The sequence below is a fragment of the Streptomyces sp. JHA26 genome (assembly GCF_002005565.1).
Taxonomy (GTDB): Bacteria; Actinomycetota; Actinomycetes; order Streptomycetales; family Streptomycetaceae; genus Streptomyces.
On sequence record NZ_BDJC01000016.1, the window covers coordinates 1 to 22,770 of the forward strand.

Here is a 22,770-nt window from a genome sequence, read left to right on the forward strand (position 1 = left end):
GGAACACCTGCACCCCCGACGCGTCGCTCGACTGCGGCTCCCTCGACGACGGGTCGGCCGACCTCCGCTTCCGCCACGACGTCCTCGTCCACGGCGTGGCGGAACTCCCCGTCGAGAGGTGCTGCGGGGCGGGCACCTGTGTGCTGATCGCCCCGGGGGTGTTCGACCAGACCGACGACGAGGGCCTGACGTACGTCGTGTGCGGGGAACCGGGCCCGAGGCGAGGGTCGTCCGGTCCCGGCGCGGGGACAGCCGCCGAGGGAACCGGCCGAAATCGTTGCAATATAAAGTACCTCTCGAGAGGGACGGTTCCACCGGGAGCCGTGACCACGGTCCGGCCCGGAGAGAACCGAGTGGCGAGAAAACGCAGGACCCACGTGTCGGTACGCGGACACAAGCGCCGTCTGCCCGACGGGAGGACGACGTACGTACGTCGGCACACCCGGACCTACTGGACCGGGCGGAACCCCCCACTCACCGCGCGCAGACCGGACCGCTCCACGGGATCGGTGCGACGCGTCCCGACGCGATCGCCGTCGGACAGCACGCGGCGCCCCTCACCGAAGGTTCCGACGACCGCATCGGCCGAGTCGACGGAAGCGAACGCGGCCTGTGGCGCGTGGGGATGCTTCGGCCTTCTGTCCGCCGTCATGATCGTCGCCTCGCTGATATCGGAGAACGGTGAGCGGCCCTACCTGTCCGTCATCGTCCCGGTTTTCGTCGCGGCGGTGGCCGTGGGCTGGCTGTGCGGCCGCGCCTTCTCGCCCGGCACGGACCGGGGGCGCAGGCGGCTGGCGACGGCCAGGCGGATCGCGCTGACCTCGGGCATCGCCATCGCGGTGGTGCCGATGCTCGTCTGGGAGGCGATGTCCGACACCGAGGAACTGGCGCCCCTGTGGCTCAACGTCCTCCGGAACCTCGGCATGGGCTTCCTCCTGTCCTGGACGGCCGGCACGCGAAGGGGAGTCCGCGGCGCCGCTTCGGCGCCGAGCACGTCTCCCGACTCGTGCTCACCACGACACGAGGCTGCTCGGAACGACCGGACCGCCGGCCCGGGGGAGGCGCACCACCCGCCCCGCCAGGTGTGACGGGTCGCGGGTACGGCACGAGGGCGCATCGGGTGCGGGCCACCGGAGGGGGCGCCGGGGCACGGCCCGCGGCCCCCGACACCCGAGGGGACTCACACGAGGGGTGTGTCGACCGGCGGGGTGTCCGAGAACTCCCACCACGCGAGCGGCAGCCAGTCACCGCCGACGAAGCCGTCGACGGATGCTCCGGTGCCCCGGATGGCCACCTGAGTCCCCACCGGATAGCTGGTGCCGGACAGCCCGGAGACCGGGACGAGCAGCACACCGAGACGTCGGGTCACGGTTCCTGATCCTTTCCACGCTGTACGAAAGGGAAATATGCGTTCCCTGGATGCAAAGCATTCCATCGTGGACCAGTCTGGACAGTGAGGAAACTCGCACAATGGTGGGCGAACTGCATGGATCAAGGACTTTTTCGAGGGAGTGACGGGATTTCCCCGAACCACCATTTCCGAGAGTGATCGAGTGAACGCGCCCAGTGGAGGTGCTCGACGATGCAAGCCGTCATGTACAAGGGACCGTACGAAGTAGCCGTCGAGCAGGTGGAGGATCCCCGGATCCAGCATCCGAACGATGTGATCGTTCGGGTCACGTCCACCGCCATCTGCGGCTCGGACCTTCACATGTACGAGGGCCGGACCGCCGCCGAGCCGGGAATCGTCTTCGGCCACGAGAACCTCGGCGTCATCGAGGAGGTCGGTGAGGGGGTGACGTCGCTCAGCCGCGGCGACCGGGTCGTCATGCCCTTCAACGTGGCGTGCGGCTTCTGCAAGAACTGTACGGCCGGCTACACGGGCTTCTGCCTGACCGTGAACCCCGGGTTCGCCGGCGGTGCGTACGGCTACGTGGCCATGGGGCCCTACGTGGGCGGCCAGGCCGAGTACGTGAAGGTGCCCTACGCGGACTTCAACTGCCTGAAGCTCCCCGAGGGCACCGACAACGAGACCGACTTCGTCCTGCTGGCCGACATCTTCCCCACCGGCTACCACGGCAACGAGCTGGCCGACGTGCGTCCCGGGGACACCGTCGCCGTCTACGGCGGTGGCCCGGTCGGACTGATGGCCGCCTACTCGGCGCTGCTGCGCGGGGCGAGCAAGGTCTTCGTGGTCGACCGGGTGACCGAGCGGCTGCGGAAGGCCGAGGAGATCGGCGCCGTCCCGATCGACTTCACCGAGGGCAGCCCGGTGGAGCAGATCCAGGAGCAGACCGACGGCCAGGGCACGGACAAGGGCATCGACGCCGTCGGCTATCAGGCCCAGGCGGGAGGCGAGGGCCGCGAGGAGCCGGCGATCGTCCTGAACTCGCTGGTCGACACGGTCCGGCCGACAGGCGCGCTGGGCGTGCCGGGACTGTACGTCCCGCGAGACCCGGGCGGACCGGACGAGCAGGCCAAGCAGGGCATGCTGATGGTCTCCATCGGCCGCATGTTCGAGAAGGGACTGCGCATGGGCACCGGTCAGTGCAACGTCAAGCGCTACAACCGGCACCTGCGTGACCTGATCATCGCGGGCCGCGCGCGGCCCGGCTTCGTCGTCTCCCACGAGCTGCCTCTCGCCCAGGCGCCGTCGGCGTACGAGAAGTTCGACAAGCGCGTCGAGGGCTACACCAAGGTCGTCCTCCACCCCCACGAGTAAGGGCACCGGGACGGGCCCGACAAGGGGAACCCCCGGATCCTCGGTCCGGGGGTTCCTCGCGACGAGGCGGGGTCCCGCCCTCGAGCGGATCCAGCCCGGAGCCGGATCCGGAGCCGGACGCCCCGGCCGGACGCCTCGACGTCCGGCCGGGCCGGGCTCCGCGGGGTGCGGCAACGGCCGGGCGGGTCCGCATCGGCAGGTGGGACCGGGGTGGCGGCGTTCCGACGCACGTCCGGTACGCGGATCGGGTGAGGCGGACCGGCCCGAGTCGTCCCCGCCCGTCGTGGCGGCGATTCGGGGGAGCCGTCCGGTGCTTTGCTGCTCGGGCCGGTCGCACCCCCGCGACCGTGCTCGGCCAGGAGGGACACCGTGGCAGCGCAGCGCGAATGGGACGAAGCGAGGGTCGAGGCCTTCATGGAGAAGGCGCTCGGGGACATCAGCGGGACGATGACCCTCGGCCTGTGCCACGTGGGCGACCGGCTCGGCCTGTTCAAGGACCTCGCGGCCAACGGTCCCGCCGACAGCCGGGAGCTCGCCGACCGCCTGGACCTGAACGAGCGTTACGTACGCGAGTGGCTGCGCGGTCTCACCGCCGCGGGCTACCTGGAGGAATCGGAGTCCGGGCGCTTCATCCTCCCCGCCGAGCACGCCCCCGCTCTGGCCGACGAAGCGGGGCCCATGTTCCTGGGCGGCGTGTACCAGATGGTGCCCGCCGCCCTGGCGCCGTACGAGCGACTGATCGAGGCGTTCCGCAGCGGGGGAGGCGTACGGCAGAGCGACTACCCGGGCATCCTGTGGGACGGCATGAGCCGTTTCACCGGCAGCTGGTTCGAGAACGTGATGGTCGACGACTGGCTCGGCACGTTCCCGCACGTCGTCGAGAGGCTGGAGCGCGGCATCGACGTCGCGGACGTGGGATGCGGCGCGGGACGTGCCCTGATCGTGCTGGCCCAGAGGTTTCCCCGCTCCCGCTTCACGGGGTTCGACAACTTCCCGGCCCAGGTGGAACGCGCCCGGACGAACGCGGAGAAGGCCGGTGTCGCCGACCGGGTGACCTTCGAGACGCTCGACGCCGCCCAGGGGCTCCCCGGACGCTACGGCCTCGTCACCACCTTCGACGTCATCCACGACTCGGTGGACCCGCAGCGGCTCCTCGCCGCCATCAGGGCCGCGGTCGAGGACGACGGCGACTACCTGATGCTCGAGATCAACTGCGAGGACGACCGGGGTCCCGTCGCGGCGATGTTCTACGGGCTCAGCCTGTTCTACTGCATGACCACGTCCCTCGCGAGCGGCGGGGCCGGTCTCGGAGCGCGCGGCATGCCCGAGACGGTCGTACGCAGCCTGTGCACGGAGGCGGGCTTCGGCCACGTGGCCCGGTCCACGGCGCAGGACCCGTTCAACGTCCTCTACGACATCAAGCCGTAGGCCGCCGGCCCCGCACGTGCCGCGCGGGCTCGGGGGAGGGCTCGCTGTGCCGCGACATCAAGGAGGGCGGCTTCCCCCGCCCCCTCGGCCGTGAGGTCCGCGCCGCACTCCGCGGTCACCGATGGTGACGATTTCTGATCGGATCCGACTGATCCACCACCCTCTCGGAGCGAGTCCTTCACCGGCTTATCGGTCTGTCGTACGACGCCTCATACCAGAGCGGGACGTTGCCCGGGGGACTTTGTCAACTGCCCACCGCACATGATGCGCAGGCGACTACCGTCAGTGTCCGTCGGGTGACGTAGGGCCGGATCCCCCGGTCCGCCCGGCCGACACCGCGATGGCGCACGCCCGCGTGGCGCCGTGTGCCCGCGCGGCGCCCACCGCCGCGCGCGGGCACCCCACGCCCGACGGACCAACGGACCAGTACGAGGACCCCGATGTCTCACCTCCGCGCCCCCGCCGCGGGAGCAGACCGCCGTGAGGGCGGGCGGCACGGCCGGCCGGCCTCACGTACCGCCCCCGCGCCGCACGAGACCCCCATACGTCCCCAACTCCTGCGCCTCGCCGTGCTGCCGCCCGTGGCGGTCGCCCTCAGCGCCTGCGCGGCCGTGCTGTTCACCGTCCGCTCCACCGGTGCACGGCCCGGTCCCGTCCTGTGGTCCGTGCTCGCCGGGGCGGTGTCGGTGGCGATGGCGGCCGTCGTCATCGCCGCCGTCGCCGCCGACCGCGCCGCGCGGTCCGTGCGCGACCGCGTCGACGCGCTGCGCCGCAGCACCGCGCGCGGGGAAGGCGAACTGCGCGCCGTGGTCGAGGCCCTGCGCCGCGGCGAGACCCCGACCCGGCGCAAGCCGCGCGGCGGACCGCCGGACGACGCCGACGACTTCGAACTGCTCGCCGCCGACCTCTCCCGCGCCCACGACGGCGCCGTCACCGCCGTCGTCAAGGCCGCCCAGCTCTCCAGCCGGGCCGGCAACGAACAGAAGCTGGAGGTCTTCGTCAACCTGGCCCGGCGCCTGCAGTCCCTGGTGCACCGGGAGATCTCCATCCTGGACGAGCTGGAGAACGAGATCGAGGACCCCGACCTCCTCAAGGGCCTCTTCCACGTCGACCACCTCGCCACCCGCATCCGCCGCCACGCCGAGAACCTCGCCGTGCTCGGCGGCGCCGTCTCCCGCCGGCAGTGGAGCAACCCGGTGGACATGACCGAGGTGCTCCGCTCCGCCATCGCCGAGGTCGAGCAGTACTCCCGCGTCCGGCTGGTCCCGCCGGTCGACGGCACCCTGCGCGGCCACGCTGTCGCCGACGTCATCCACCTGCTGGCCGAACTCGTGGAGAACGCCACCCTGTTCTCCGCTCCGCAGACCCAGGTGCTGATGCGGGCCAACCTCGTCACCTCCGGCCTCGCCGTGGAGGTCGAGGACCGCGGACTCGGCATGCCCGTCACCGAGCAGAGCCGCATGAACGCCCTGCTCGCCGACCCCGACCAGGTCAACGTCGCCCGCCTGCTGGCGGACGGCCGCATCGGGCTGTACGTGGTCTCGCAGCTCGCCAAACGGCACGGGATCACCGTACGGCTGCAGACCAACATCTACGGCGGGGTCCAGGCCGTCCTGGTCGTCCCCCAGGCCTTGCTGGGCACGGCGCCCGGCACCCCGGACACCGGGGACCGGCCGGAGGAGACCACGGGGGCCACGCCGTCGCCCGTCCCGCCCCCGCAGCAGCCCCGGCCGCCGGCCGTCCCCCTGCCGCCCCCGCCCACGCCGCTCCCGCCCACGGCTTCCCCATCCGCGCCGCTCCCGCCCGCCCCCGCGGTGACCGGCCCCGGGGCGCCCGTGCCGCTGCCCGCGCGCCATGCCCGGGAGGACCGGGACACCCCGGCCGCCGCGGTGCCGGGGGTCCGGCCCGGGGACCAGGACGCCCTCGCCGAGCACACGGCCACCCCGCCCGTCCCGCGTCACAGCGCCGTGCGCGGCACCATGGACAAGCCCCGGCTGCCCCGCCGCCGCGCCCACGAGCACCTCGCGCCCCAGCTGCGCGGCGGTCCCGCACCGCGTCCGGACACCGACTCCGGGCACCTCGTCGGCCACGACCCGGGCCTGATGGCGGCCTTCCAGCGCGGAGTCGGTCTCGCCGAGGCCCAACAACACCTGGAACAGGCCTCCGTGGAGCCGGCCCGCACCGCCCCGCCGCACACGGAGCCGGCCCGCACCGCGTACCCCGAAGCGCACCGCCCGCCCGCGCCCCGGGCCGACCGCGCCGTCCCGCACGACGGGAGCGGCCCGGCCGGATGACAGCACCCCTGCCCATCCCCACGACCAGCGCTCCCGCAGACCTTCGTACCCCAAGGAGTCGATCCACCATGGCGAGCGATGCGCCGACCGGCCACGCGTCCGACCTCGACTGGCTGATGAGCGGCCTCGTGCAGCGCGTACCGCACACGACCAGTGCCGTCCTCCTGTCCTGCGACGGACTGGTGAAGTCCGTCCACGGCCTCGACGCGGACAGCGCCGACCACATGGCGGCCCTGGCCTCCGGCCTCTACTCCCTCGGCCGCAGCGCCGGCATCCGGTTCGGCGACGGCGGAGACGTACGGCAGGTCGTCGTCGAACTCGACTCGACCCTGCTCTTCGTCACCACCGCCGGCTCCGGCACCTGCCTCGCCGTGCTGGCCGGCCGCGAGGCCGACGCGGCCGTGCTCGGCTACGAGATGGCGATGCTGGTCAAGAGCGTCCGCCCCTACCTGGTCACCGCCCCCCGGCAGCACGCCGTCGAACCCCCGGCGATGAGGCCTTGAGGGTGGCCGCAGCCGGCGACGGGCCCTGGCTCGACGACGCGGCCGGACGGCTGGTGCGCCCCTTCACCGTCAGCAACGGCCGTACCCGGCCCACCGTCGCGCTCGACCTGATGTCCCAGGTGATGGCCACCGGGGCGACCCCCTTCGGCTACCTCGGGCCCGAGCACGCGCAGGCACTCGACCTGTGCCGGGGGCCCGTCCCGGTCGCCGAGCTCGCCGCCCGTCTGAGGCTGCCGGTCGTGGTCACCAAGGTGCTGCTGTCGGACCTCGTCGACTGCGGCGCGCTGACCACCAAACCCCCCGCCGCGTTCCACCACGACCCCACGGACCGGGCCCTTCTGGAGGCAGTGCTCGATGGACTACGACGACAGCTCTGACCACGGCCACGGCCACGACGGCACCGACCTGTTCCCCACCGCGCTGAAGATCCTCGTGGCGGGCGGGTTCGGGGTCGGCAAGACGACCTTCGTCGGCGCGGTCAGCGAGATCGCGCCGCTGAGCACGGAGGAACTGCTCACCACCGCCAGCGCCGCGACCGACAACCTCGACGGCATCGAGAACAAGCTCGAGACGACCGTGGCCATGGACTTCGGCCGCATCACCCTCGACCCGCAGCACGTGCTGTACCTGTTCGGTACCCCCGGCCAGGAACGGTTCTGGTTCATGTGGGACGAGCTGTGCGAGGGCGCGCTCGGGGCGGTGATCATCGTCGACACCCGGCGCCTGGAGGAGTCCTTCGCCGCCGTCGACTTCTTCGAGGAACGCGGCCTCGGCTTCGTCGTCGCGATCAACGAGTTCGACGGCGCCCACCGCTACGACCCCGAGGAGGTGCGCGCGGCCATGGACCTCCACCCCGAGATCCCCATCGTGCGCTGCGACGCCCGGATCTCCAGCTCCGGTGTGCAGACACTGCTCACCCTCGTACGCCACCTCATCGCCCACACGCCGGCCCCCACGACGGGGTTCGGCGCCGGAGCCCGCCCATGAGCTACGACCCGCCGCGCCCGGTCGGACGTCTGCTGCTCACCCCCGAGGACCGGGAGGCCCCCGCCCGGGTGCGGCGGCTGCGCCGGCTCGGCCTGGCGGAACGCCCGGATCCGGCCCTCGACGCCTTCGCGGCCCACCTCGCGGGGCTCGTCGAGGCGCCGTACGCGATGGTCAACTTCCTGGTCGAGGGCGGGCAGTTCTTCGCGGGCCTGCGGGCGCCCGAGATCCCGCCGGTGCGGCACGCGGACGGCACCGCCCCCGAGTTCGGCCGTATCCAGCCCCGCGACCACGGCTTCTGCCCCCACGTGGTGGTCCGGCGCAAGGCACTGGTCCTGGAGGACGTGCGCGACTACCCGCGCTTCGCGGGCAACGCCGTCGTCGACGGGTACGGCATCCTCGCCTACCTCGGCGCGCCGCTCATCGACAGCACGGGGATGGTGCTGGGCACGGTGTCCGCCGCCGACGTGCGTCCCCGGACCTGGGGGAGGACGGGTCTGGAGACCGTCAAGTCGTCGGCCGCGGACCTCGTACGGCGCATCGAGCGCAGCGCCGAGGACGGACTGCCGCTGTGAGCCGCCCGGGGACGGTGCGACCGGTGCGCGGGGCGTGAAGGAAAGCTGCGGCCGGGCTTAAGAAACGCTCGATGGACCCGGGGCGGCGCCGTGCGGCAGATTGCTGTGCGATCCACTTCCCTCCCCGGACGCGGGCCGTTTCGGCACGCCCGCCGCCGGGACCACACCCGTCAGGAGCCACTGCGTTGAAGGCGCTGGTCAAGGAGAAGGCGGAGCCCGGGCTCTGGCTCGCGGACGTCCCCGAGCCCGTCATCGGACCCGGTGACGTGCTCATCAAGGTGCTGCGCACCGGCATCTGCGGCACCGACCTGCACATCCGGGCCTGGGACGGCTGGGCGCAGCAGGCCATCCGCACCCCGCTCGTCGTCGGCCACGAGTTCGTCGGCGAGGTCGTCGAGACCGGGCGGGACGTCACCGACGTCAAGGCCGGCGACCGGGTCAGCGGCGAGGGGCACCTGGTGTGCGGCAAGTGCCGCAACTGCCTGGCCGGACGGCGCCACCTGTGCCGCGCCACGGTCGGGCTCGGCGTCGGCCGGGACGGGGCGTTCGCCGAGTACGTCGCCCTGCCCGCCGCCAACGTCTGGGTGCACCGCGTCCCCGTCGACCTCGACGTCGCCGCGATCTTCGACCCGTTCGGCAACGCCGTGCACACCGCCCTGTCCTTCCCGCTGGTCGGCGAGGACGTCCTCATCACCGGCGCCGGACCGATCGGCCTGATGGCCGCCGCCGTGGCCCGGCACGCGGGCGCCCGCAACGTCGTGATCACCGACGTGAGCGACGAGCGCCTGGACCTGGCCCGCAAGGTCGGCGTCAGCCTCGCCCTGAACGTCGCGGAGGCCACCATCGCCGACGGACAGCGCGAACTGGGTCTGCGCGAGGGCTTCGACATCGGCCTGGAGATGTCCGGCCGCCCCGAGGCGATGCGCGACATGATCGCCAACATGACGCACGGCGGCCGCATCGCGATGCTCGGCCTGCCCGCCGAGGAGTTCCCCGTCGACTGGGCCCGGATCGTCACCTCGATGATCACGATCAAGGGCATCTACGGCCGCGAGATGTTCGAGACCTGGTACGCCATGTCGGTGCTGCTCGAAGGCGGCCTCGACCTCGCCCCCGTGATCACCGGCCGCTACTCCCACCGCGACTTCGAGGCGGCCTTCGCCGACGCCGCGAGCGGCAAGGGCGGCAAGGTCATCCTCGACTGGACCGCGTAAGTCATCCGCCCTTCCTAGGAGCTCAGGAGCTTCCGAGATGTTCGACTCCGTGCGCGACGACCTGCGCGCCACCCTCGACGAGATCCGTGCCGCCGGCCTGCACAAGCCCGAGCGCGTCATCGGCACCCCCCAGTCCGCGACCGTGAACGTCACCGCCGGCGGCCGTCCCGGCGAGGTCCTCAACTTCTGCGCCAACAACTACCTCGGCCTCGCCGACCACCCCGAGGTCGTCGCCGCCGCCCACGAGGCGCTGGACCGCTGGGGCTACGGCATGGCGTCCGTGCGCTTCATCTGCGGCACCCAGGAGGTCCACAAGGAACTGGAGGCCCGGCTCTCCGCGTTCCTCGGCCAGGAGGACACGATCCTCTACTCCTCCTGCTTCGACGCCAACGGCGGCGTCTTCGAGACCCTCCTCGGCCCCGAGGACGCGGTGATCTCCGACGCCCTCAACCACGCCTCGATCATCGACGGCATCCGCCTGTCCAAGGCCCGGCGCCTGCGCTACGCCAACCGTGACATGGCCGACCTGGAGGCCCAGCTCAAGGCCGCGGGCGACGCCCGCCGCAAGCTGATCGTCACCGACGGCGTCTTCTCCATGGACGGCTACGTCGCCCCGCTCGCCGAGATCTGCGACCTCGCCGACCGCTACGACGCCATGGTGATGGTCGACGACTCGCACGCCGTCGGCTTCGTCGGCCCCGGCGGCCGCGGCACCCCCGAGCTGCACGGCGTCATGGACCGCGTCGACATCATCACCGGCACCCTCGGCAAGGCCCTCGGCGGCGCCTCCGGCGGCTACGTCGCCGCCCGCGCCGAGATCGTCGCCCTGCTGCGCCAGCGCTCGCGGCCCTACCTCTTCTCCAACACCCTCGCCCCGGTGATCGCCGCCGCCTCCCTCAAGGTGCTCGACCTGCTGGAGTCGGCCGACGACCTGCGCGTCCGCCTCGCCGAGAACACCGCCCTGTTCCGCCGCCGGATGACCGAGGAGGGCTTCGACATCCTCCCCGGCGACCACGCCATCGCCCCGGTGATGATCGGCGACGCGGCCAGGGCGGGCCGGATGGCCGAGCTGCTGCTGGAGCGCGGGGTGTACGTGATCGGCTTCTCCTACCCGGTCGTCCCCCAGGGCCAGGCCCGCATCCGCGTGCAGCTGTCCGCCGCCCACTCCACCGCGGACGTGGACCGCGCGGTGGACGCCTTCGTGGCGGCGCGCGCGGAGCTGGACGCCTGACGGGGGTCTGACCTGCGGTCACGGGTGAGAGAATCGGTTCCGTGATCGAAGCGCGGCGGCTGCACATCCTCCGAGCGGTGGCGGACCACCGCACCGTGACGGCGGCGGCCGCCGCGCTCTACCTCACCCCGTCGGCGGTCTCCCAGCAGCTGACCGCCCTGGAGCAGGAGACCGGACACCGCCTGGTGGAGCGCGGCGCCAGGGGCGTCCGGCTGACCCCGGCCGGCGAGATCCTGCTCAGCCACACCAACGCGGTCCTCGCCCAGCTGGAGCGGGCCGAGGCCGAGCTCGCCGCGTACGGCTCGGGCGAGGCCGGCACGGTCACGGTCGCCTCCTTCGCGACCGGCATCACCCTGGTCGTCGGGCCGGCGCTGGCCCGCCTCGCGGAGTCGGCGCCCGGCATCCGCATCCGCGTCCAGGACGCGGAGGGCGACGCCAGCCTGCCGATGGTCCTGGACCGGCAGGTCGACGTGGCGGTCGCCGTCGAGTACCGGGGGGCGCCGCCCGCCGACGACCCGCGCCTGACCCACGTCCCGCTGTACGCGGAGCCGTTCGACGCGGTCGTCCCGGTCACGCACCGGCTCGCCGACACCGCGGAGGTGCCGCTCGCGGAGCTGGCCAAGGACCCGTGGATCGGCCCCTACCCCGGCAACCCCTGCCACGACGTGGTCGTCCTGGCCTGCGAGGCCGCCGGTTTCCAGCCCCGCCTCGAGCACTCCTCGGACGACTTCCGCGCGGTGGTGTCCCTCGCCGCGGCCGACGCGGGCGTGGCGCTCGTCCCGCGCTCGGCGCTGCTCGGCATGGACCTGGCCGGCGTGGTCGTCCGCCCCGTCGACGGCGTCGCCCCCACCCGCCGCGTCTTCGCGGCCGTACGCCGGGGAGCCGAGGGGCACCCGCTGATCCGCCCGGTGCTGGACGCGCTGGAGGCGGTCGCCGAACGGTAGGACCGCGGCGGGCCCCGGACCGACGGGAACCGGCCACCCGCTGCCCGCAGTCTGGGCTGTCATGCGCGTGACCATGATCCTCCCGGCCCTGACCGAGGCGACGAGCCCGCTGTTCCGGCCCATCAAGTACTCGCTGTTCCCGCCGCTGGGCCTCGCCACCCTCGCCGGCTACCTCGACCCCGACGACGAGGTCACCCTCCACGACGAGCACGTGGAACGCCTGGACCTGGCCGCCATGCCCACCCCCGACCTGCTGGTGGTCCAGCCGTACATCACCTCGGCGCGGCGCGGCTACGAGATCGCCGACCACTTCCGGGCCCGCGGCGCCCACGTCGCGATGGGCGGCCTGCACGTCACCTCGCTGCCCGACGAGGCCGCGGCCCACGCCGACACGGTCTTCACCGGCCCCGGCGAGGACACCTGGCCGCTGTTCCTGAAGGACTTCCGCGACGGCGCCCCGGCCCGCCGCTACGACTCCACCCTGCGCACCCTCGCCGGACTGCCCCCGGTACGGCGCGACCTGATCAAACGCCACCTCTACCTCGTCCCCAACTCCCTCGTCGTCTCACGCGGCTGTCCCCACCACTGCGACTTCTGCTACAAGGACGCCTTCTTCGAGGGCGGCAAGTCCTTCTACACCCAAGCCGTCGACGACGCCCTCGCCGAGATCGACCGCCTGCCCGGCCGCCACCTGTACTTCCTCGACGACCACCTCTTCGGCAACCCCCGCTTCGCCGAGGCCCTCTTCGACGGCATGAAGGGCATGGGCCGGCTGTGGCAGGCGGCCGGCACGGTCAACTCCGTCCTCAAGCCGGGTCTGCTGGAGCGGGCGGCCGAGGCGGGACTGCGCAGCCTCTTCGTCGGCTTCGAGACGGTCAACGACGCCAACCTCGCCGAACGGCGCAAGAACCAGAACATCGGCACCGACTACGCGGCGGCGGTGCGGCGCCTGCACGACGCCGGGGTGATGGTCAACGCCAGCTTCGTCTTCGGGCTCGACCAGGACGGCCCGGACGTCTTCGACCGGACGGTCCAGTGGGCGGTCGAGCAGGGCGTCGAGACGGCGACCTTCCACATCATGACGCCCTACCCGTCGACCGGGCTGTGGCGCCAACTGGAGTCCGAGGGCCGCATCCTGCACCGCGACTGGGACCTGTACGACACCCGTCACGTCGTCCACCGGCCCCGGGGCATGACGGCCCGGCAACTGGAGGACGGCTACTGGCGGGCCTACCGCGACTTCTACCGTTGGTCCAGCATCTGGCGCGGCTCGGCGGCCCAGCCCGGCGGGCACGAGCGGCTGCGGCACCTCGCGTACGCCGGGGGCTGGAAGAAGTTCGAACCCGCCTGGGACCTGCTGATCCGCTCGAAGCGGGTGGTGCGGGCGCTTCCGATGCTGGAGCGCACGCTGAGCGCGTTCGGCGGGCGGTCCGGAACGCGCTGAGCGAGCCCCGTGTCCGGGACGGCGTCCCGGATGCGAACGGTCCGAGGCGGTGACCCCCTGCTCCGAGCTGCTCGGCACCCCCGCGACCACCGCGTGATTGTCAGTGCCGGCGGCTACGGTGCCTGACATGCCGGACGCAGAAGACGTACGCCGTATCGCCCTGTCCCTGCCGGACACCACGGAGAAGATCGCCTGGAGCATGCCCACCTTCCGGGTCGCGGGCAAGATGTTCGCCACACTGCCCGAGGACGAGACCTCCATCGCGGTGCGCTGTCCCAAGGAGGAGCGCGACGAACTGGTGCTGGCCGAGCCGGAGAAGTTCTGGACCGCCGGCCACGAGGCCCAGTTCGCGTGGGTGCGGGTGCGCCTCGCCGCCCTCGACGGCGAGGACGAGCTGCGCGACATCCTCGCCGACTCCTGGCGCCAGGCCGCCCCCACCCGGCTGCTGGAGGCCCACCCCCGGCTGGGGCTGCCGACCGGGGGCTGAAAGCCCTCGGGCGTTGTCGGTGCCCCGTGGCACGATCCGGAGACACGCGTGGCAGCCGGGGCCGGAGGGGGGCTCCGGCTGCCAGAGGCGCGGGGAGCACGGGAGCCGGTGCGGGCCGGCCGGCGGTGCGCGGACGGACCCGCGCGGAGCGGGGCTGACCTGCGGAGCAGCCGCCCGCCCTCACAAACGGTGCGCGACCACCGGCCCGAGTGCGGTATGGTTTTCCTGCACGTTCGGCCGGGGGAAACCCCAGGTCACACGGGCAACGGGACGTGGCGCAGCTTGGTAGCGCACTTGACTGGGGGTCAAGGGGTCGCAGGTTCAAATCCTGTCGTCCCGACTCGAGAGAGTCGCAGATCAGGGCCGGTTTCGGAGGCATCCGAAACCGGCCTCGACCGTTTTCGGGGACCGACGGGGACCCGTTCCGCTTGACTGGCGTCAACGGGTGATGACAAGCGGGAGCAGGCGCGGGGCGCCCCCGCCCCGCACGGAAGACGTCCCGCAGGCGCCCTCCCCGTGGCCCGCGGTATTCAGTAGCATCGGTCCCCAGGAATCACGGCTCGACACGGTCGCGCGGGCCGTCCCCGTACTCCTGGGAGCGATCGGAGAGAGCCGGGCGTCAGGGGGGCGATGCGTGAGAGTGCTTGTCGTCGGCGGGAGCGGGTTCCTCGGGTACGAAGTGCTCCGCCGGGCCGCGGCCGCCGGATGGGACGTGGCCGCCACCTACCGGACCCGCCCGGGGGACCTGCCGTCGGTCACCTGGTACCGGGCCGACCTGCGTGACCCGGACCGGATGGAAGAGCTGCTGGCCCGGGCCCGCCCGACCGCGGTGATCAACACGGCCGGCGGGCACGCCGACTGGGCGGTCACGGCCGACGGCGCGGCCCGGCTGGCCCTGGAGGTGGCGCGGGCCGGGTGCCGGCTGGTCCACGTCTCCTCCGACGCGGTGTTCTCCGGAGCCGCCGTCCACTACCGCGAGGACGCGCTCCCCGATCCCGTCTCCCGTTACGGAGCCGCCAAGGCCGCGGCGGAGACGGCCGTCAGGGTGGTGGTGCCCGAGGCCGCCGTGGTGCGCACCTCGCTCATCGTGGGGCACGGCCGGTCCGCGCACGAGAAGGCCGTGCACGCCCTCGCGGCCGGTACCCGCACCGGCGTCCTGTTCACGGACGACGTCCGCTGCCCGGTCCACGTGGACGACCTGGCCTCCGCACTCCTGGAGATCACGGAGTCGGGCGGATCCGGCGTGTTCCACGCGGCGGGACCGGACGCGCTGAACCGTCACGACCTGGGCGTCCTCATAGCCCGACGGGACGGACTGGACCCCGCCCGGCTGCCGGCCGGGCTGCGCAGCGACGTGGACCCGCCGGGGGGCCTGGACATCCGCCTCGTCACCGACGCCACCCGGAGCCGGGTCCGGACCCGCCTGCGGGGCGCGCGCGAGTTCCTCGGCGTCGACGCTCCGTGAGCCGGCCCGGCTTACCGCCCGGTGCCGCCGGGCGCGTCCGGCGGCGGTCGAGGAGACTGCCCCGCGCCGATCCGACCCTCGACGACGTGATGATCCCGGCCTCCTCCGGACGTCCGCGCGGACCCGCCCGACGTCGACGGAGCCGGTGCGGCAGGCGGCGAACGGCTGCCGGAACGTGGTCCCCGGGCGCGGTTTCCCGGGGAGGCAACGCAAGGGTGTCGGCGAAGAAAGCACCAAGACGATACGTCGGTCCAGTTCGTCGTGTCGGTCGACACATCAGTCATGGCTCTTGTCAAAAAGGAAGTGTGACTGCATGTCTGACGATGATTCCGCAGGGTACGGTGCGCACCTGCCAACCGGCGACCACCCCGCCCTGGACCTCGAGGAGATCCTCGGCCGGCAGCGGATAAGGACCGATCTCGGGAGCAGCGCCGGGTTCCTGCGCGGCCGACGGGTCCTGGTCACCGGGGCCGGCGGCTACATCGGATCGGAGCTGTGCCGACAGCTCAGCCGGTGGGGACCCGAGAGCCTCATGATGCTCGACCGCAACGAGACGGCCCTCCACCTGGCGGCCGGCAGCGTCGCGGGCGGTGCCTCGTCGGTGCGCCCCGGCATCCTCCTCGCCGACATCAGGGACTCCAGGGGACTGATGCGGCTCTTCCGCCGGTGCCGGCCGGACATCGTCTTCCACGCGGCGGCCCTCAAGTGGGTCCCCATCCTGGAGGAGTTCCCCGGCGAGGCCGTCAAGACGAACGTCTTCGGCACCCGGGCGGTCCTGGACGCGGCGCTGGCCGCGGACGTGGCGTTCCTGGTGAACATCTCGACCGACAAGGCGGTCGACCCGGTCGGGGTGCTGGGGTACTCCAAGCGCATAGCCGAGGGACTCACCGCGGCGGCCGCCATCCAGGCGGGCAGGCCGTACGTGAGCGTGCGGTTCGGCAACGTGCTCGGCTGTCAGGGGTCCTTCCTCGACGTCTTCACCCGCCAGGTCGCGGCCGGAGACCCGGTGACGGTCACCCACCCCGGGGTGACGCGTTACCTGATGACCGTGCAGGAGGCCGTGGAACTGGTCATCCAGTCGGCCGCGCTGGGCAGCGTCGGCCACGCCCTGGTGCTGGACATGGGGGAGCAGGTCCGCATCCTCGACATCGCCCGCAGGGTCATCGCGCGGACGGGCGCGGAGCTTCCGGTCCGCTACATCGGGCTGAGACCGGGGGAGAAACTCACCGAGTCCCTGGTGGCCCCCTCCGAGACCCCGGTCCGGTACGTGCACCCGAAGATCATGGAGGTGCCGGTGCCGGCCCTGAAGGCCGGGGACGGCCCCGACCTCGACGCCTGGGGGGAGGACCACGCCGTCGTCGCCGCCCTGCGGGCCACCTGCCGGGCCATGGAGGGCGGCTCCATGACGCCGGAAACCGGCCACTGGCCGGTCTGATCCCGGGCGGACGGCGCGCCGGACCCGCCCGGCGCGCCGGCCCGCGCCCTCACGCGCACCGGGAACAGGGCCTCACAGGTACCGGACGCCCTGCCGCGCGCTTCCCGCCAGGAACCCGGCCAGCCGCGCCCCGTAGCGGACGTAGCGCCGGCGCAGCGCGGGCGACCGCACCAGGTCCGGAACGTGCAGCACCAGCCAGCACCAGTTCATGACGACCACCCGGCCCTCACGCCGCTGGAACCCGGCGCGGCGGTACGCGGCGTACAGCCGGGCACCGGAGAGGCCGTAGTTCCACTTCTGTCGTGCCAGCGCGGCCGGCTCGTCCCGCAGCCGGTAGTGCATGGTGGCGTCGCCCGCGTAACGCACGAGGTAGCCGCAGAGCTGGGCGCGCCAGGAGAGGTCCATGTCCTCCCCGCCGCCCCGGTAGCGCTCGTCCCAGCCGCCCACCGCCGTCAGGACGTCCTTCCAGGCGCCGCAGTTCGCCCCCCGGGCGAACGGCAGGAAGTCCGTCTGCGCGTCCATCGGCAGGGGCTGCTCGTCGGCGCGGCCCGGGCTGAGGACGGACGTGTCCAGGCCACCCCCCACCAGGTCGGCCTCCTTCGCCGCCTCCGTCATCGCGGCCAGCCAGCCGGAGTCGGCGACGTCGTCCGCGTCGCAGAACGCGACGAAGTCGCCGCGCGCCGCGGCGACGCCCCGGTTGCGGGCGAGGCTCTCCCCGGGGCGGTCGGACGCGTCGACGACCCGCAGGTCCCGCAGTCCGGCACGGGCCCGTTCCGCCACCTCGCGGGTGGCGTCCGTCGAGCCGTTGTCCACGACCAGGACCTCGTACGGAACGGTGCCGGCCTGCCGGGACAGCGCGGTCAGCTGGGCGGCGAGCGTGCGGGCGCCGTTGCGCACCGGGACGACCACCGACACGAGCCGGGGCGCGCTTCCGTCGCGCGGTGCGGCGGCCGGCGGCCGGTACCCGTGCCGGACCAGGCGGGCACGCCGGACGACGCGCACGCCGGGTTCCAGGGCGACGGCCGGGTTCCCGGCGGTGCCGGTCCGCCGGCGGACCAGCAGCATGGGCACGGCGACCCAGGCCGCCGTGACGCGGTCCGCTTCCAGCAGCTCGCGCCGCACCAGATAGGCGCCGTCGAGGAGATCCCCGGGGGAGGGCGGGGATCCGGTGGCCGGAGACGGCAGGGTGAACCCGTCCACGAGACCGTCGTCCCGCAGCCCGAGCGTGCCGCACTGCACCAGGCCGACCGGAGCGCCGCCGTCCCCGCCGCCGTCGCGGGCCGCCCGCGACAGGTGCTCCAGGCAGTGGGGGAGGGCCTCGTCGCCGCCGCGCAGCACGGCGACGTACGGTGCCCGCGCGTTCCTGGCCGCCTCGACACACGCCGGCCCGAGTTCCTCGCGGGCACACCGCACGACCCGTACGGTCGGGGCTCCGGCCGTACGGGAGGAGCGGATGCCGTCCTCCCAGGGCGCCGGGCCGCCTCCGGGCGGGGCGGGGGCCGCCGTCACCACCGTCACGGAGACGGGCCGCACCGTCTGGGCGAGGAGGGTGCGCACCGTGCGCTCACCGCCGCCGTCCGGATCGGCCACCACCACCGCGATCCGGGGCAGCGGCGTGTCCGCGTCCTTCGCGTGGGCGCCGTCCACGTCCGCCCCTAACCGAGGTCGACCCGGGTCAGGGTGAACTCGATGTCGTTGGGCGGGGCGACCAGCAGCGGCAGCAACTCCTCACGGGTGCGGGCCCGTCGCCGCCGCTCCTCCTGGGCGGCCATCGCCTCCGTGTACGCCCGGCGCTCCGCGGACCCGAACCCGGTGTCGGGCGCCTGGGTGAGCGACTTGGGCCAGATCCGGTACCGGTAGAGCACCTTGCGCACGCTGCGCAGCCGGTACAGGCGGGCCGCCCGGAGGTGGAAGTCGGTGTCGGCGCCCAGCCGCACGGTGCCGTCGAAACCGCCGAGGGTCTCCAGCACCGAGCGCCGGACCACCGAGGACGGATGCAGGAGCACGGTCGTCCGCCCCAGCCGCATCCACAGGTTGCCGTTGCGGGGCATGCGCCGCCGCCCCGTCGTGCGGCCGGCCTCGTCGATGTAGGAGTAGGCGCACCCGACCAGGTCGGCGCGGTCCTTCTCCAGGACGGCCAGCTGATGGCGGAGCCGGCCCGGCAGACTGATGTCGTCGGTGTCCTGGAAGGCCACGTAGGGGGTGTCCACCGACTCCAGGACCTTGTTCTTGATCCGCAGGTGCCCGACGTTCCGGGAGGTGCGCAGCACCGTCAGCCGCGGGTCGTCGGCGTACGGACGGAGTACGGGGACCCACTTCTCGTCGGGCGAGCAGTCGTCCACCACCGTCAGCCGGAGGTCCGGACGGTCCTGGGCGAGCACCGACGCGACGGCCGCACCCAGGTACACCGCGCAGTCGTAGTGGGGCAGGACGACGGTCACCGCCGCCTTCGCCGGACCGGCTGTCGCCATCGGGTCTCCTTCCGGGCCGCCCCCGGGGCGGTCTCGTGTGTCAGTGCCCGGCAGCCGCTCCCGCGGCGGGTTCCCCGACGGTGGGGCTGCGGAAGTCCCCCTCGTCGCCCCACGCCACATGACGCCGGGGCCGTCCCGTCACCCCGCGCACCGCCAGGGAGCCGGCCACGCCGCAGAACCAGGTGAAGTGCACTCCCTTGACCAGCCAGCGCTGCACGCCGCGCACGGGACCGCGGCTGCCGTCCCACGCCGCGAGCGGCCACAGGCCGTGGAAGAGGATCCGGGTCAGGTAGACCCGCGCGGTGGGCCAGGGATAGTCGGCGACGCAGGTCACGTGGCTGTAGAGGGAGCGGCGCAGCCGCTGGAACGTGTCGTGGGTGCGGCTGACGCGGTAGAAGCTGATCCGGGCCTCCGGCAGCACCTCCAGGTCGTGCAGCGGATCGGACGCCTCGGCGTCGAGCAGCTCGAACACCACGTACCCGTCGTCGGTCAGGCGCCTGACCGGAATGCCGGTGCCCAGGACGTCCGTCGCGACCACCAGACAGGCCGCCGCCGGGCAGGCCTTCGGCGGAGCGGTGACGCCCGAGACCCGCTCCATGGCCTGCGAGGTGGCCGTCTCCCGGGCCAGCGCCACCGAGTGCGCCCCGACCGCGCCCCGTTCCCCGCGCTCCAGGAACCGGGAGACCAGCAGGGCGAGGCAGCGGGGGGCGATCTCGATGTCGTCGTCCGTCCAGAGCCAGCCCGAGTAGCCGAGATCCTCGGAGAGCCGCAGCACCGTGCTCACCGTGCGCAGCTTCCCCGGCCCGGGGAGGGCCAGGCCGACCAGGGTGAGGGCCAGGTCCTCGGGGACCAGCCCGGACAGCCGGCGCAGCCTGCGCAGCGCCTCCTCGTCCTCACCGGGGCCGTACTGCATGCCCACCCACATCGTCAGCGGGAGGGACGGATGGGCCTGCCGGACCTCCGCCAGGGAGTCCAGCACGTGACGGAACGTCTGCTCGTGCGCCTCGGCGTCGCACCGCCCCACGTAGGTGGGCAGCAGCACCCCGAGGCCACCGGACGGCAGCGGAAACGCCGCCCCGCCGGGCCGCACGCCGGTCACGCCGTCCTCGCGCACCTCGCCGCGAACGTCCGAGTCCGGCCCCTCGCGCCCCACCAGGACGTACGGGGTGGGGCGGGTGGGCGGCGGCGCGAAACCGCGGGCCACGGCCCGTTGCCACCACACACGACGGTCCACGGTCCCCCCGCGCATCCACGTCCCCTTCGTCGTTCCGAGCGGAATTCCCTCTGGTCCTGACACGGGGTGCGGCCCACCGGTCCCGTCCCGGCGGTGAACTCCGGAAGAGGCGGATCAAACCGTGGTGCGGGCAACGCACTGGTGAGCGATGAATGAGGCTGGGTCGGTACGCTAACCAGCCGCCGGGCGGGCCTGCAAGAGCGGGTCCGGGCACGGGGGCCAGATGGCCGAAATGCGGGGGCCGGGACCCCGCCTCCGGCCGGTCGCCCCGTAGGATCCCCCGAAACCGGCTTGCGAGGGACCCGGACTTCGGGGGAATCGCGATCCCGGCCGCCCCGCACACCGCGTGTGGCAGGCTGAGCCCGCCGGCGCCGGCCGGGGCGGCGAATCCCGGCCGGGCCGCGAATCCCGAGCATCGAGTCCGACATTGCGTGCCGTTTGTCGCGGTCGACAGAAAGGTGACAGACATGGGCTATTCCGTCGGTGCCCGAGAGGAGTTCCACGGCATGTCCGAGCCCGCCGACCGCAAGATTCTCCTGCACGCGCAGGGCATCGTGAAGCGCTACAAGCGCCGCCGCGTCCTGACCGGTGTGAATCTCGTGGTGCGCGCGGGCGAGGTCGCCGCGATCGTCGGCAGCAACGGGGCGGGCAAGTCCACCCTGCTGAAGATCTGCGCCGGCCTGATCTCCCCCGACAAGGGGCGGGTCATCGTCTCCGGCAGCCTCGGGTACTGCCCGCAGAACGCCGGCGTCATGGGTTTCCTGACCCCAGGGGAGCACTTCACCCTCTTCGGCACCGGCCGGGGCCTGAGCCGCAAGGAGTCCGACCACCGTGGCCGGAAACTCGCGGGAGAACTCGACTGGTCCCCCGCGCGGGGCGTCCTCGCCAAGGACCTGTCGGGCGGCACCCGCCAGAAGCTGAACGTCGTGCTGTCGGCCCTCGGAGCCCCCGACCTGCTGCTGCTCGACGAGCCCTACCAGGGGTTCGACCACGGTTCCTACGTGGACTTCTGGCGGAGCGTCTGGGCCTGGCGCGAGGCCGGCCGGGCCGTCGTCGTGGTCACCCACATGCTCAACCAACTCGACCAGGTGGACCAGGTGCTGGACCTCACCCCCGGCAAGGACAGGGGCATCCGATGACAGCCACCCTGCGGATGGCGGACATGACCTTCCGTGAACTGCTGCGCCGGCGAGGCGTTCTGGGCCTGCTGCTGCTGGTCCCGCTCGTCTTCTACCTCGGGCGCTACGACCAGACCGGACAGGCCGTCCGCTTCGCCAGCCTGGGCGTGGGCTTCGCGGTCAGTGCCGCGGCCCTCTTCTCCACGGTCGGCGGCCGGGAGATCGAACCGCTTCTGACCCTCTCCGGGTTCCGCCCGCTCCAGCTCTTCGTGGGACGCCTGCTGGCCCTGCTCGCCGCGGGCCTGGGCGTCAGCGCCCTCTACGCCGTGGTGATCCTGGTCGGGCAGGACGTGCGACACCCGCAGGCCGTCCTGGCGGAACTGGCCCTGACCACGCTGGTCGCCGTGCCCCTGGGGCTGCTGCTCGGGGCGGTGGTGCCGAGGGACATGGAGGGCGCCCTGCTGCTGATCTCCGTCATCGGCGCCCAGATGGTGATGGACCCGGCCAAGGATTCGGCCAAGGTGCTGCCCTTCTGGTCGACCCGGGAGATCATCACCTACGCCGTCGACGGCGCCGACGCCGGTTCGCTCACCTCGGGGGTCGCCCACGCCGTCGCCGTGACGCTGCTGCTGGTCGTGGCGAGCGGGTGCGTGATGGCGGGCCGATTGCGGCGCCGACGCCATCTGCAATTCGCGTGAATTACGCCCCGGACCACTGGAAACGCCCCGCGCGGCAAAGCGCCGGGGCGTTCCTGCTTTGGTGCGGCCGACTTCGGTGACCGGCGCGATAACCGTCGCACAAAGCCTCTCTACCCCGTGGAAAAGAACGCGTGTAGTATCGGCAACCGCCCTGCCGCTCCCTGTTCTCCACGCGGCCCGGTGGACCCGCTGTCCGTCTCTCCAATGGAAGGGGAGCACGTGAACGACGCCCTTGGTTCGTCCACCGGTGAATCCACCGGGCGGGCTCACCGAAGGACTCCGGAGCGCTCTTCCCCTTCCCCGGACCTCAGCGGATGCCGGAACGGTCCGGTGGTTCCCCGTACGGACACGACGGAACACCGCGAGGCGGCGCCGGCGTAGGCGCCCGCTCCGGCGTCGGCGACGCCGTGCCGGTCACTCGCGACCGGTCGGGGAACGACCTCGAGGACCAGGGCGCCCCGCACCTCCGCCCGAACGCGCGACACCTCATCCGAACGCGTGACACGGCCGGCTCCTCGTCGCG

Annotated in this window: 21 protein-coding genes and 1 tRNA gene; 18 read left to right on the forward strand and 4 right to left on the reverse strand. The window is 72.8% G+C overall.

The genetic code is table 11. The annotated features are described in order from the left end of the window. Positions 1-650: 650 nt before the first annotated feature. Entirely contained in the window at positions 651-1,088 is a 438-nt protein-coding gene (locus tag JHAT_RS34630) for a hypothetical protein (protein WP_171990864.1), read from the forward strand. A 92-nt stretch (positions 1,089-1,180) separates the two neighbouring features. Here the strand turns inward: JHAT_RS34630 and JHAT_RS12630 are convergent, their stop codons facing one another. Next, positions 1,181-1,369 carry a hypothetical protein gene (locus JHAT_RS12630; RefSeq protein WP_077798216.1) on the reverse strand — a complete coding sequence of 63 codons (189 nt, stop codon included), beginning with the start codon at positions 1,367-1,369 and terminating at the stop codon, positions 1,181-1,183. A gap of 213 nt (positions 1,370-1,582) precedes the next feature. Between JHAT_RS12630 and JHAT_RS12635 the strand changes: the two genes are divergently transcribed. From JHAT_RS12635 to JHAT_RS12705, 15 genes are all read left to right on the forward strand, one after another. Continuing rightward, entirely contained in the window at positions 1,583-2,722 is a 1,140-nt protein-coding gene (locus tag JHAT_RS12635) for a glutathione-independent formaldehyde dehydrogenase (RefSeq protein ID WP_077798217.1), read from the forward strand. A gap of 369 nt (positions 2,723-3,091) precedes the next feature. Then, positions 3,092-4,150 (forward strand): methyltransferase domain-containing protein, encoded by a 1,059-nt coding sequence (locus tag JHAT_RS12640; RefSeq protein WP_077798218.1) that lies wholly within the window; start codon positions 3,092-3,094, stop codon positions 4,148-4,150. Between the two features lie 440 nt (positions 4,151-4,590). Then, on the forward strand, positions 4,591-6,444 hold the full coding sequence (locus JHAT_RS12645; RefSeq protein ID WP_077798219.1) for a sensor histidine kinase KdpD: 1,854 nt from the start codon (positions 4,591-4,593) through the stop codon (positions 6,442-6,444). 68 nt (positions 6,445-6,512) lie between these two features. Further along, complete coding sequence (locus JHAT_RS12650) at positions 6,513-6,947, forward strand: roadblock/LC7 domain-containing protein (protein WP_077798220.1); 435 nt, start codon at positions 6,513-6,515, stop codon at positions 6,945-6,947. Positions 6,948-6,949: 2 nt separating this feature from the next. Next, entirely contained in the window at positions 6,950-7,324 is a 375-nt protein-coding gene (locus tag JHAT_RS12655; protein ID WP_077798221.1) for a DUF742 domain-containing protein, read from the forward strand. Next, a complete protein-coding gene (locus JHAT_RS12660; RefSeq protein WP_171990865.1) occupies positions 7,302-7,934 on the forward strand; it encodes an ATP/GTP-binding protein in 633 nt (210 codons plus the stop codon). Before JHAT_RS12655 ends, JHAT_RS12660 begins: the two co-directional genes overlap by 23 nt. After that, positions 7,931-8,506 carry a GAF domain-containing protein gene (locus JHAT_RS12665; protein WP_077798222.1) on the forward strand — a complete coding sequence of 192 codons (576 nt, stop codon included), beginning with the start codon at positions 7,931-7,933 and terminating at the stop codon, positions 8,504-8,506. Before JHAT_RS12660 ends, JHAT_RS12665 begins: the two co-directional genes overlap by 4 nt. A 185-nt stretch (positions 8,507-8,691) precedes the next feature. Further along, complete coding sequence (tdh, locus tag JHAT_RS12670; RefSeq protein ID WP_077798223.1) at positions 8,692-9,720, forward strand: L-threonine 3-dehydrogenase; 1,029 nt, start codon at positions 8,692-8,694, stop codon at positions 9,718-9,720. 37 nt (positions 9,721-9,757) lie between these two features. After that, entirely contained in the window at positions 9,758-10,951 is a 1,194-nt protein-coding gene (locus JHAT_RS12675) for a glycine C-acetyltransferase (RefSeq protein WP_077798224.1), read from the forward strand. Between the two features lie 41 nt (positions 10,952-10,992). After that, positions 10,993-11,895 (forward strand): LysR family transcriptional regulator, encoded by a 903-nt coding sequence (locus JHAT_RS12680; RefSeq protein WP_077798225.1) that lies wholly within the window; start codon positions 10,993-10,995, stop codon positions 11,893-11,895. A gap of 61 nt (positions 11,896-11,956) precedes the next feature. Continuing rightward, positions 11,957-13,339 carry a radical SAM protein gene (locus tag JHAT_RS12685; protein WP_077798226.1) on the forward strand — a complete coding sequence of 461 codons (1,383 nt, stop codon included), beginning with the start codon at positions 11,957-11,959 and terminating at the stop codon, positions 13,337-13,339. Between the two features lie 127 nt (positions 13,340-13,466). Continuing rightward, positions 13,467-13,826 (forward strand): MmcQ/YjbR family DNA-binding protein, encoded by a 360-nt coding sequence (locus JHAT_RS12690; protein ID WP_171990866.1) that lies wholly within the window; start codon positions 13,467-13,469, stop codon positions 13,824-13,826. 266 nt (positions 13,827-14,092) lie between these two features. Further along, positions 14,093-14,166, forward strand: a tRNA-Pro gene (locus tag JHAT_RS12695). Positions 14,167-14,460: 294 nt separating this feature from the next. Beyond that, complete coding sequence (locus JHAT_RS12700; RefSeq protein WP_077798228.1) at positions 14,461-15,291, forward strand: sugar nucleotide-binding protein; 831 nt, start codon at positions 14,461-14,463, stop codon at positions 15,289-15,291. Positions 15,292-15,604: 313 nt separating this feature from the next. Then, positions 15,605-16,726, forward strand: a complete 1,122-nt coding sequence (locus tag JHAT_RS12705) for a polysaccharide biosynthesis protein (protein ID WP_077798229.1) — start codon at positions 15,605-15,607, stop codon at positions 16,724-16,726. Between the two features lie 72 nt (positions 16,727-16,798). Here JHAT_RS12705 and JHAT_RS12710 read toward each other — a convergent pair whose 3' ends face one another. The 3 genes from JHAT_RS12710 to JHAT_RS12720 are packed head-to-tail and all read right to left on the reverse strand — an operon-like array spanning position 16,799 to position 20,446. Then, positions 16,799-18,373 carry a glycosyltransferase family 2 protein gene (locus tag JHAT_RS12710; protein ID WP_077798230.1) on the reverse strand — a complete coding sequence of 525 codons (1,575 nt, stop codon included), beginning with the start codon at positions 18,371-18,373 and terminating at the stop codon, positions 16,799-16,801. 8 nt (positions 18,374-18,381) lie between these two features. After that, positions 18,382-19,197, reverse strand: coding sequence for a glycosyltransferase family 2 protein (locus tag JHAT_RS12715; protein ID WP_077798231.1), 816 nt, complete (start codon positions 19,195-19,197; stop codon positions 18,382-18,384). A gap of 40 nt (positions 19,198-19,237) precedes the next feature. Further along, the gene (locus JHAT_RS12720; protein ID WP_077798232.1) at positions 19,238-20,446 is read right to left on the reverse strand and encodes a hypothetical protein; all 1,209 of its coding nucleotides are present in this window, start codon (positions 20,444-20,446) and stop codon (positions 19,238-19,240) included. A gap of 452 nt (positions 20,447-20,898) precedes the next feature. On the opposite strand from JHAT_RS12720, the gene JHAT_RS12725 reads away from it, so the two are divergent. Continuing rightward, positions 20,899-21,570, forward strand: coding sequence for an ATP-binding cassette domain-containing protein (locus tag JHAT_RS12725; RefSeq protein WP_077798233.1), 672 nt, complete (start codon positions 20,899-20,901; stop codon positions 21,568-21,570). Beyond that, complete coding sequence (locus JHAT_RS12730) at positions 21,567-22,247, forward strand: hypothetical protein (protein ID WP_077798234.1); 681 nt, start codon at positions 21,567-21,569, stop codon at positions 22,245-22,247. Before JHAT_RS12725 ends, JHAT_RS12730 begins: the two co-directional genes overlap by 4 nt. The last annotated feature ends 523 nt before the right edge of the window (positions 22,248-22,770 follow it).

Excerpts from the sequence above, each read along its gene's own strand:
- JHAT_RS34630 (WP_171990864.1), top strand. The coding sequence starts at position 651 with ATGATCGTCGCCTCGCTGATATCGGAGAACGGTGAGCGGCCCTACCTG.
- JHAT_RS12635 (WP_077798217.1), top strand. The coding sequence starts at position 1,583 with ATGCAAGCCGTCATGTACAAGGGACCGTACGAAGTAGCCGTCGAGCAG.
- JHAT_RS12645 (WP_077798219.1), top strand. The coding sequence starts at position 4,591 with ATGTCTCACCTCCGCGCCCCCGCCGCGGGAGCAGACCGCCGTGAGGGC.
- JHAT_RS12650 (WP_077798220.1), top strand. The coding sequence starts at position 6,513 with ATGGCGAGCGATGCGCCGACCGGCCACGCGTCCGACCTCGACTGGCTG.
- JHAT_RS12660 (WP_171990865.1), top strand. The coding sequence starts at position 7,302 with ATGGACTACGACGACAGCTCTGACCACGGCCACGGCCACGACGGCACC.
- JHAT_RS12665 (WP_077798222.1), top strand. The coding sequence starts at position 7,931 with ATGAGCTACGACCCGCCGCGCCCGGTCGGACGTCTGCTGCTCACCCCC.
- JHAT_RS12675 (WP_077798224.1), top strand. The coding sequence starts at position 9,758 with ATGTTCGACTCCGTGCGCGACGACCTGCGCGCCACCCTCGACGAGATC.
- JHAT_RS12685 (WP_077798226.1), top strand. The coding sequence starts at position 11,957 with ATGCGCGTGACCATGATCCTCCCGGCCCTGACCGAGGCGACGAGCCCG.
- JHAT_RS12690 (WP_171990866.1), top strand. The coding sequence starts at position 13,467 with ATGCCGGACGCAGAAGACGTACGCCGTATCGCCCTGTCCCTGCCGGAC.
- JHAT_RS12705 (WP_077798229.1), top strand. The coding sequence starts at position 15,605 with ATGTCTGACGATGATTCCGCAGGGTACGGTGCGCACCTGCCAACCGGC.
- JHAT_RS12715 (WP_077798231.1), bottom strand. The coding sequence starts at position 19,197 with ATGGCGACAGCCGGTCCGGCGAAGGCGGCGGTGACCGTCGTCCTGCCC.
- JHAT_RS12720 (WP_077798232.1), bottom strand. The coding sequence starts at position 20,446 with ATGCGCGGGGGGACCGTGGACCGTCGTGTGTGGTGGCAACGGGCCGTG.
- JHAT_RS12725 (WP_077798233.1), top strand. The coding sequence starts at position 20,899 with ATGGGCTATTCCGTCGGTGCCCGAGAGGAGTTCCACGGCATGTCCGAG.
- JHAT_RS12730 (WP_077798234.1), top strand. The coding sequence starts at position 21,567 with ATGACAGCCACCCTGCGGATGGCGGACATGACCTTCCGTGAACTGCTG.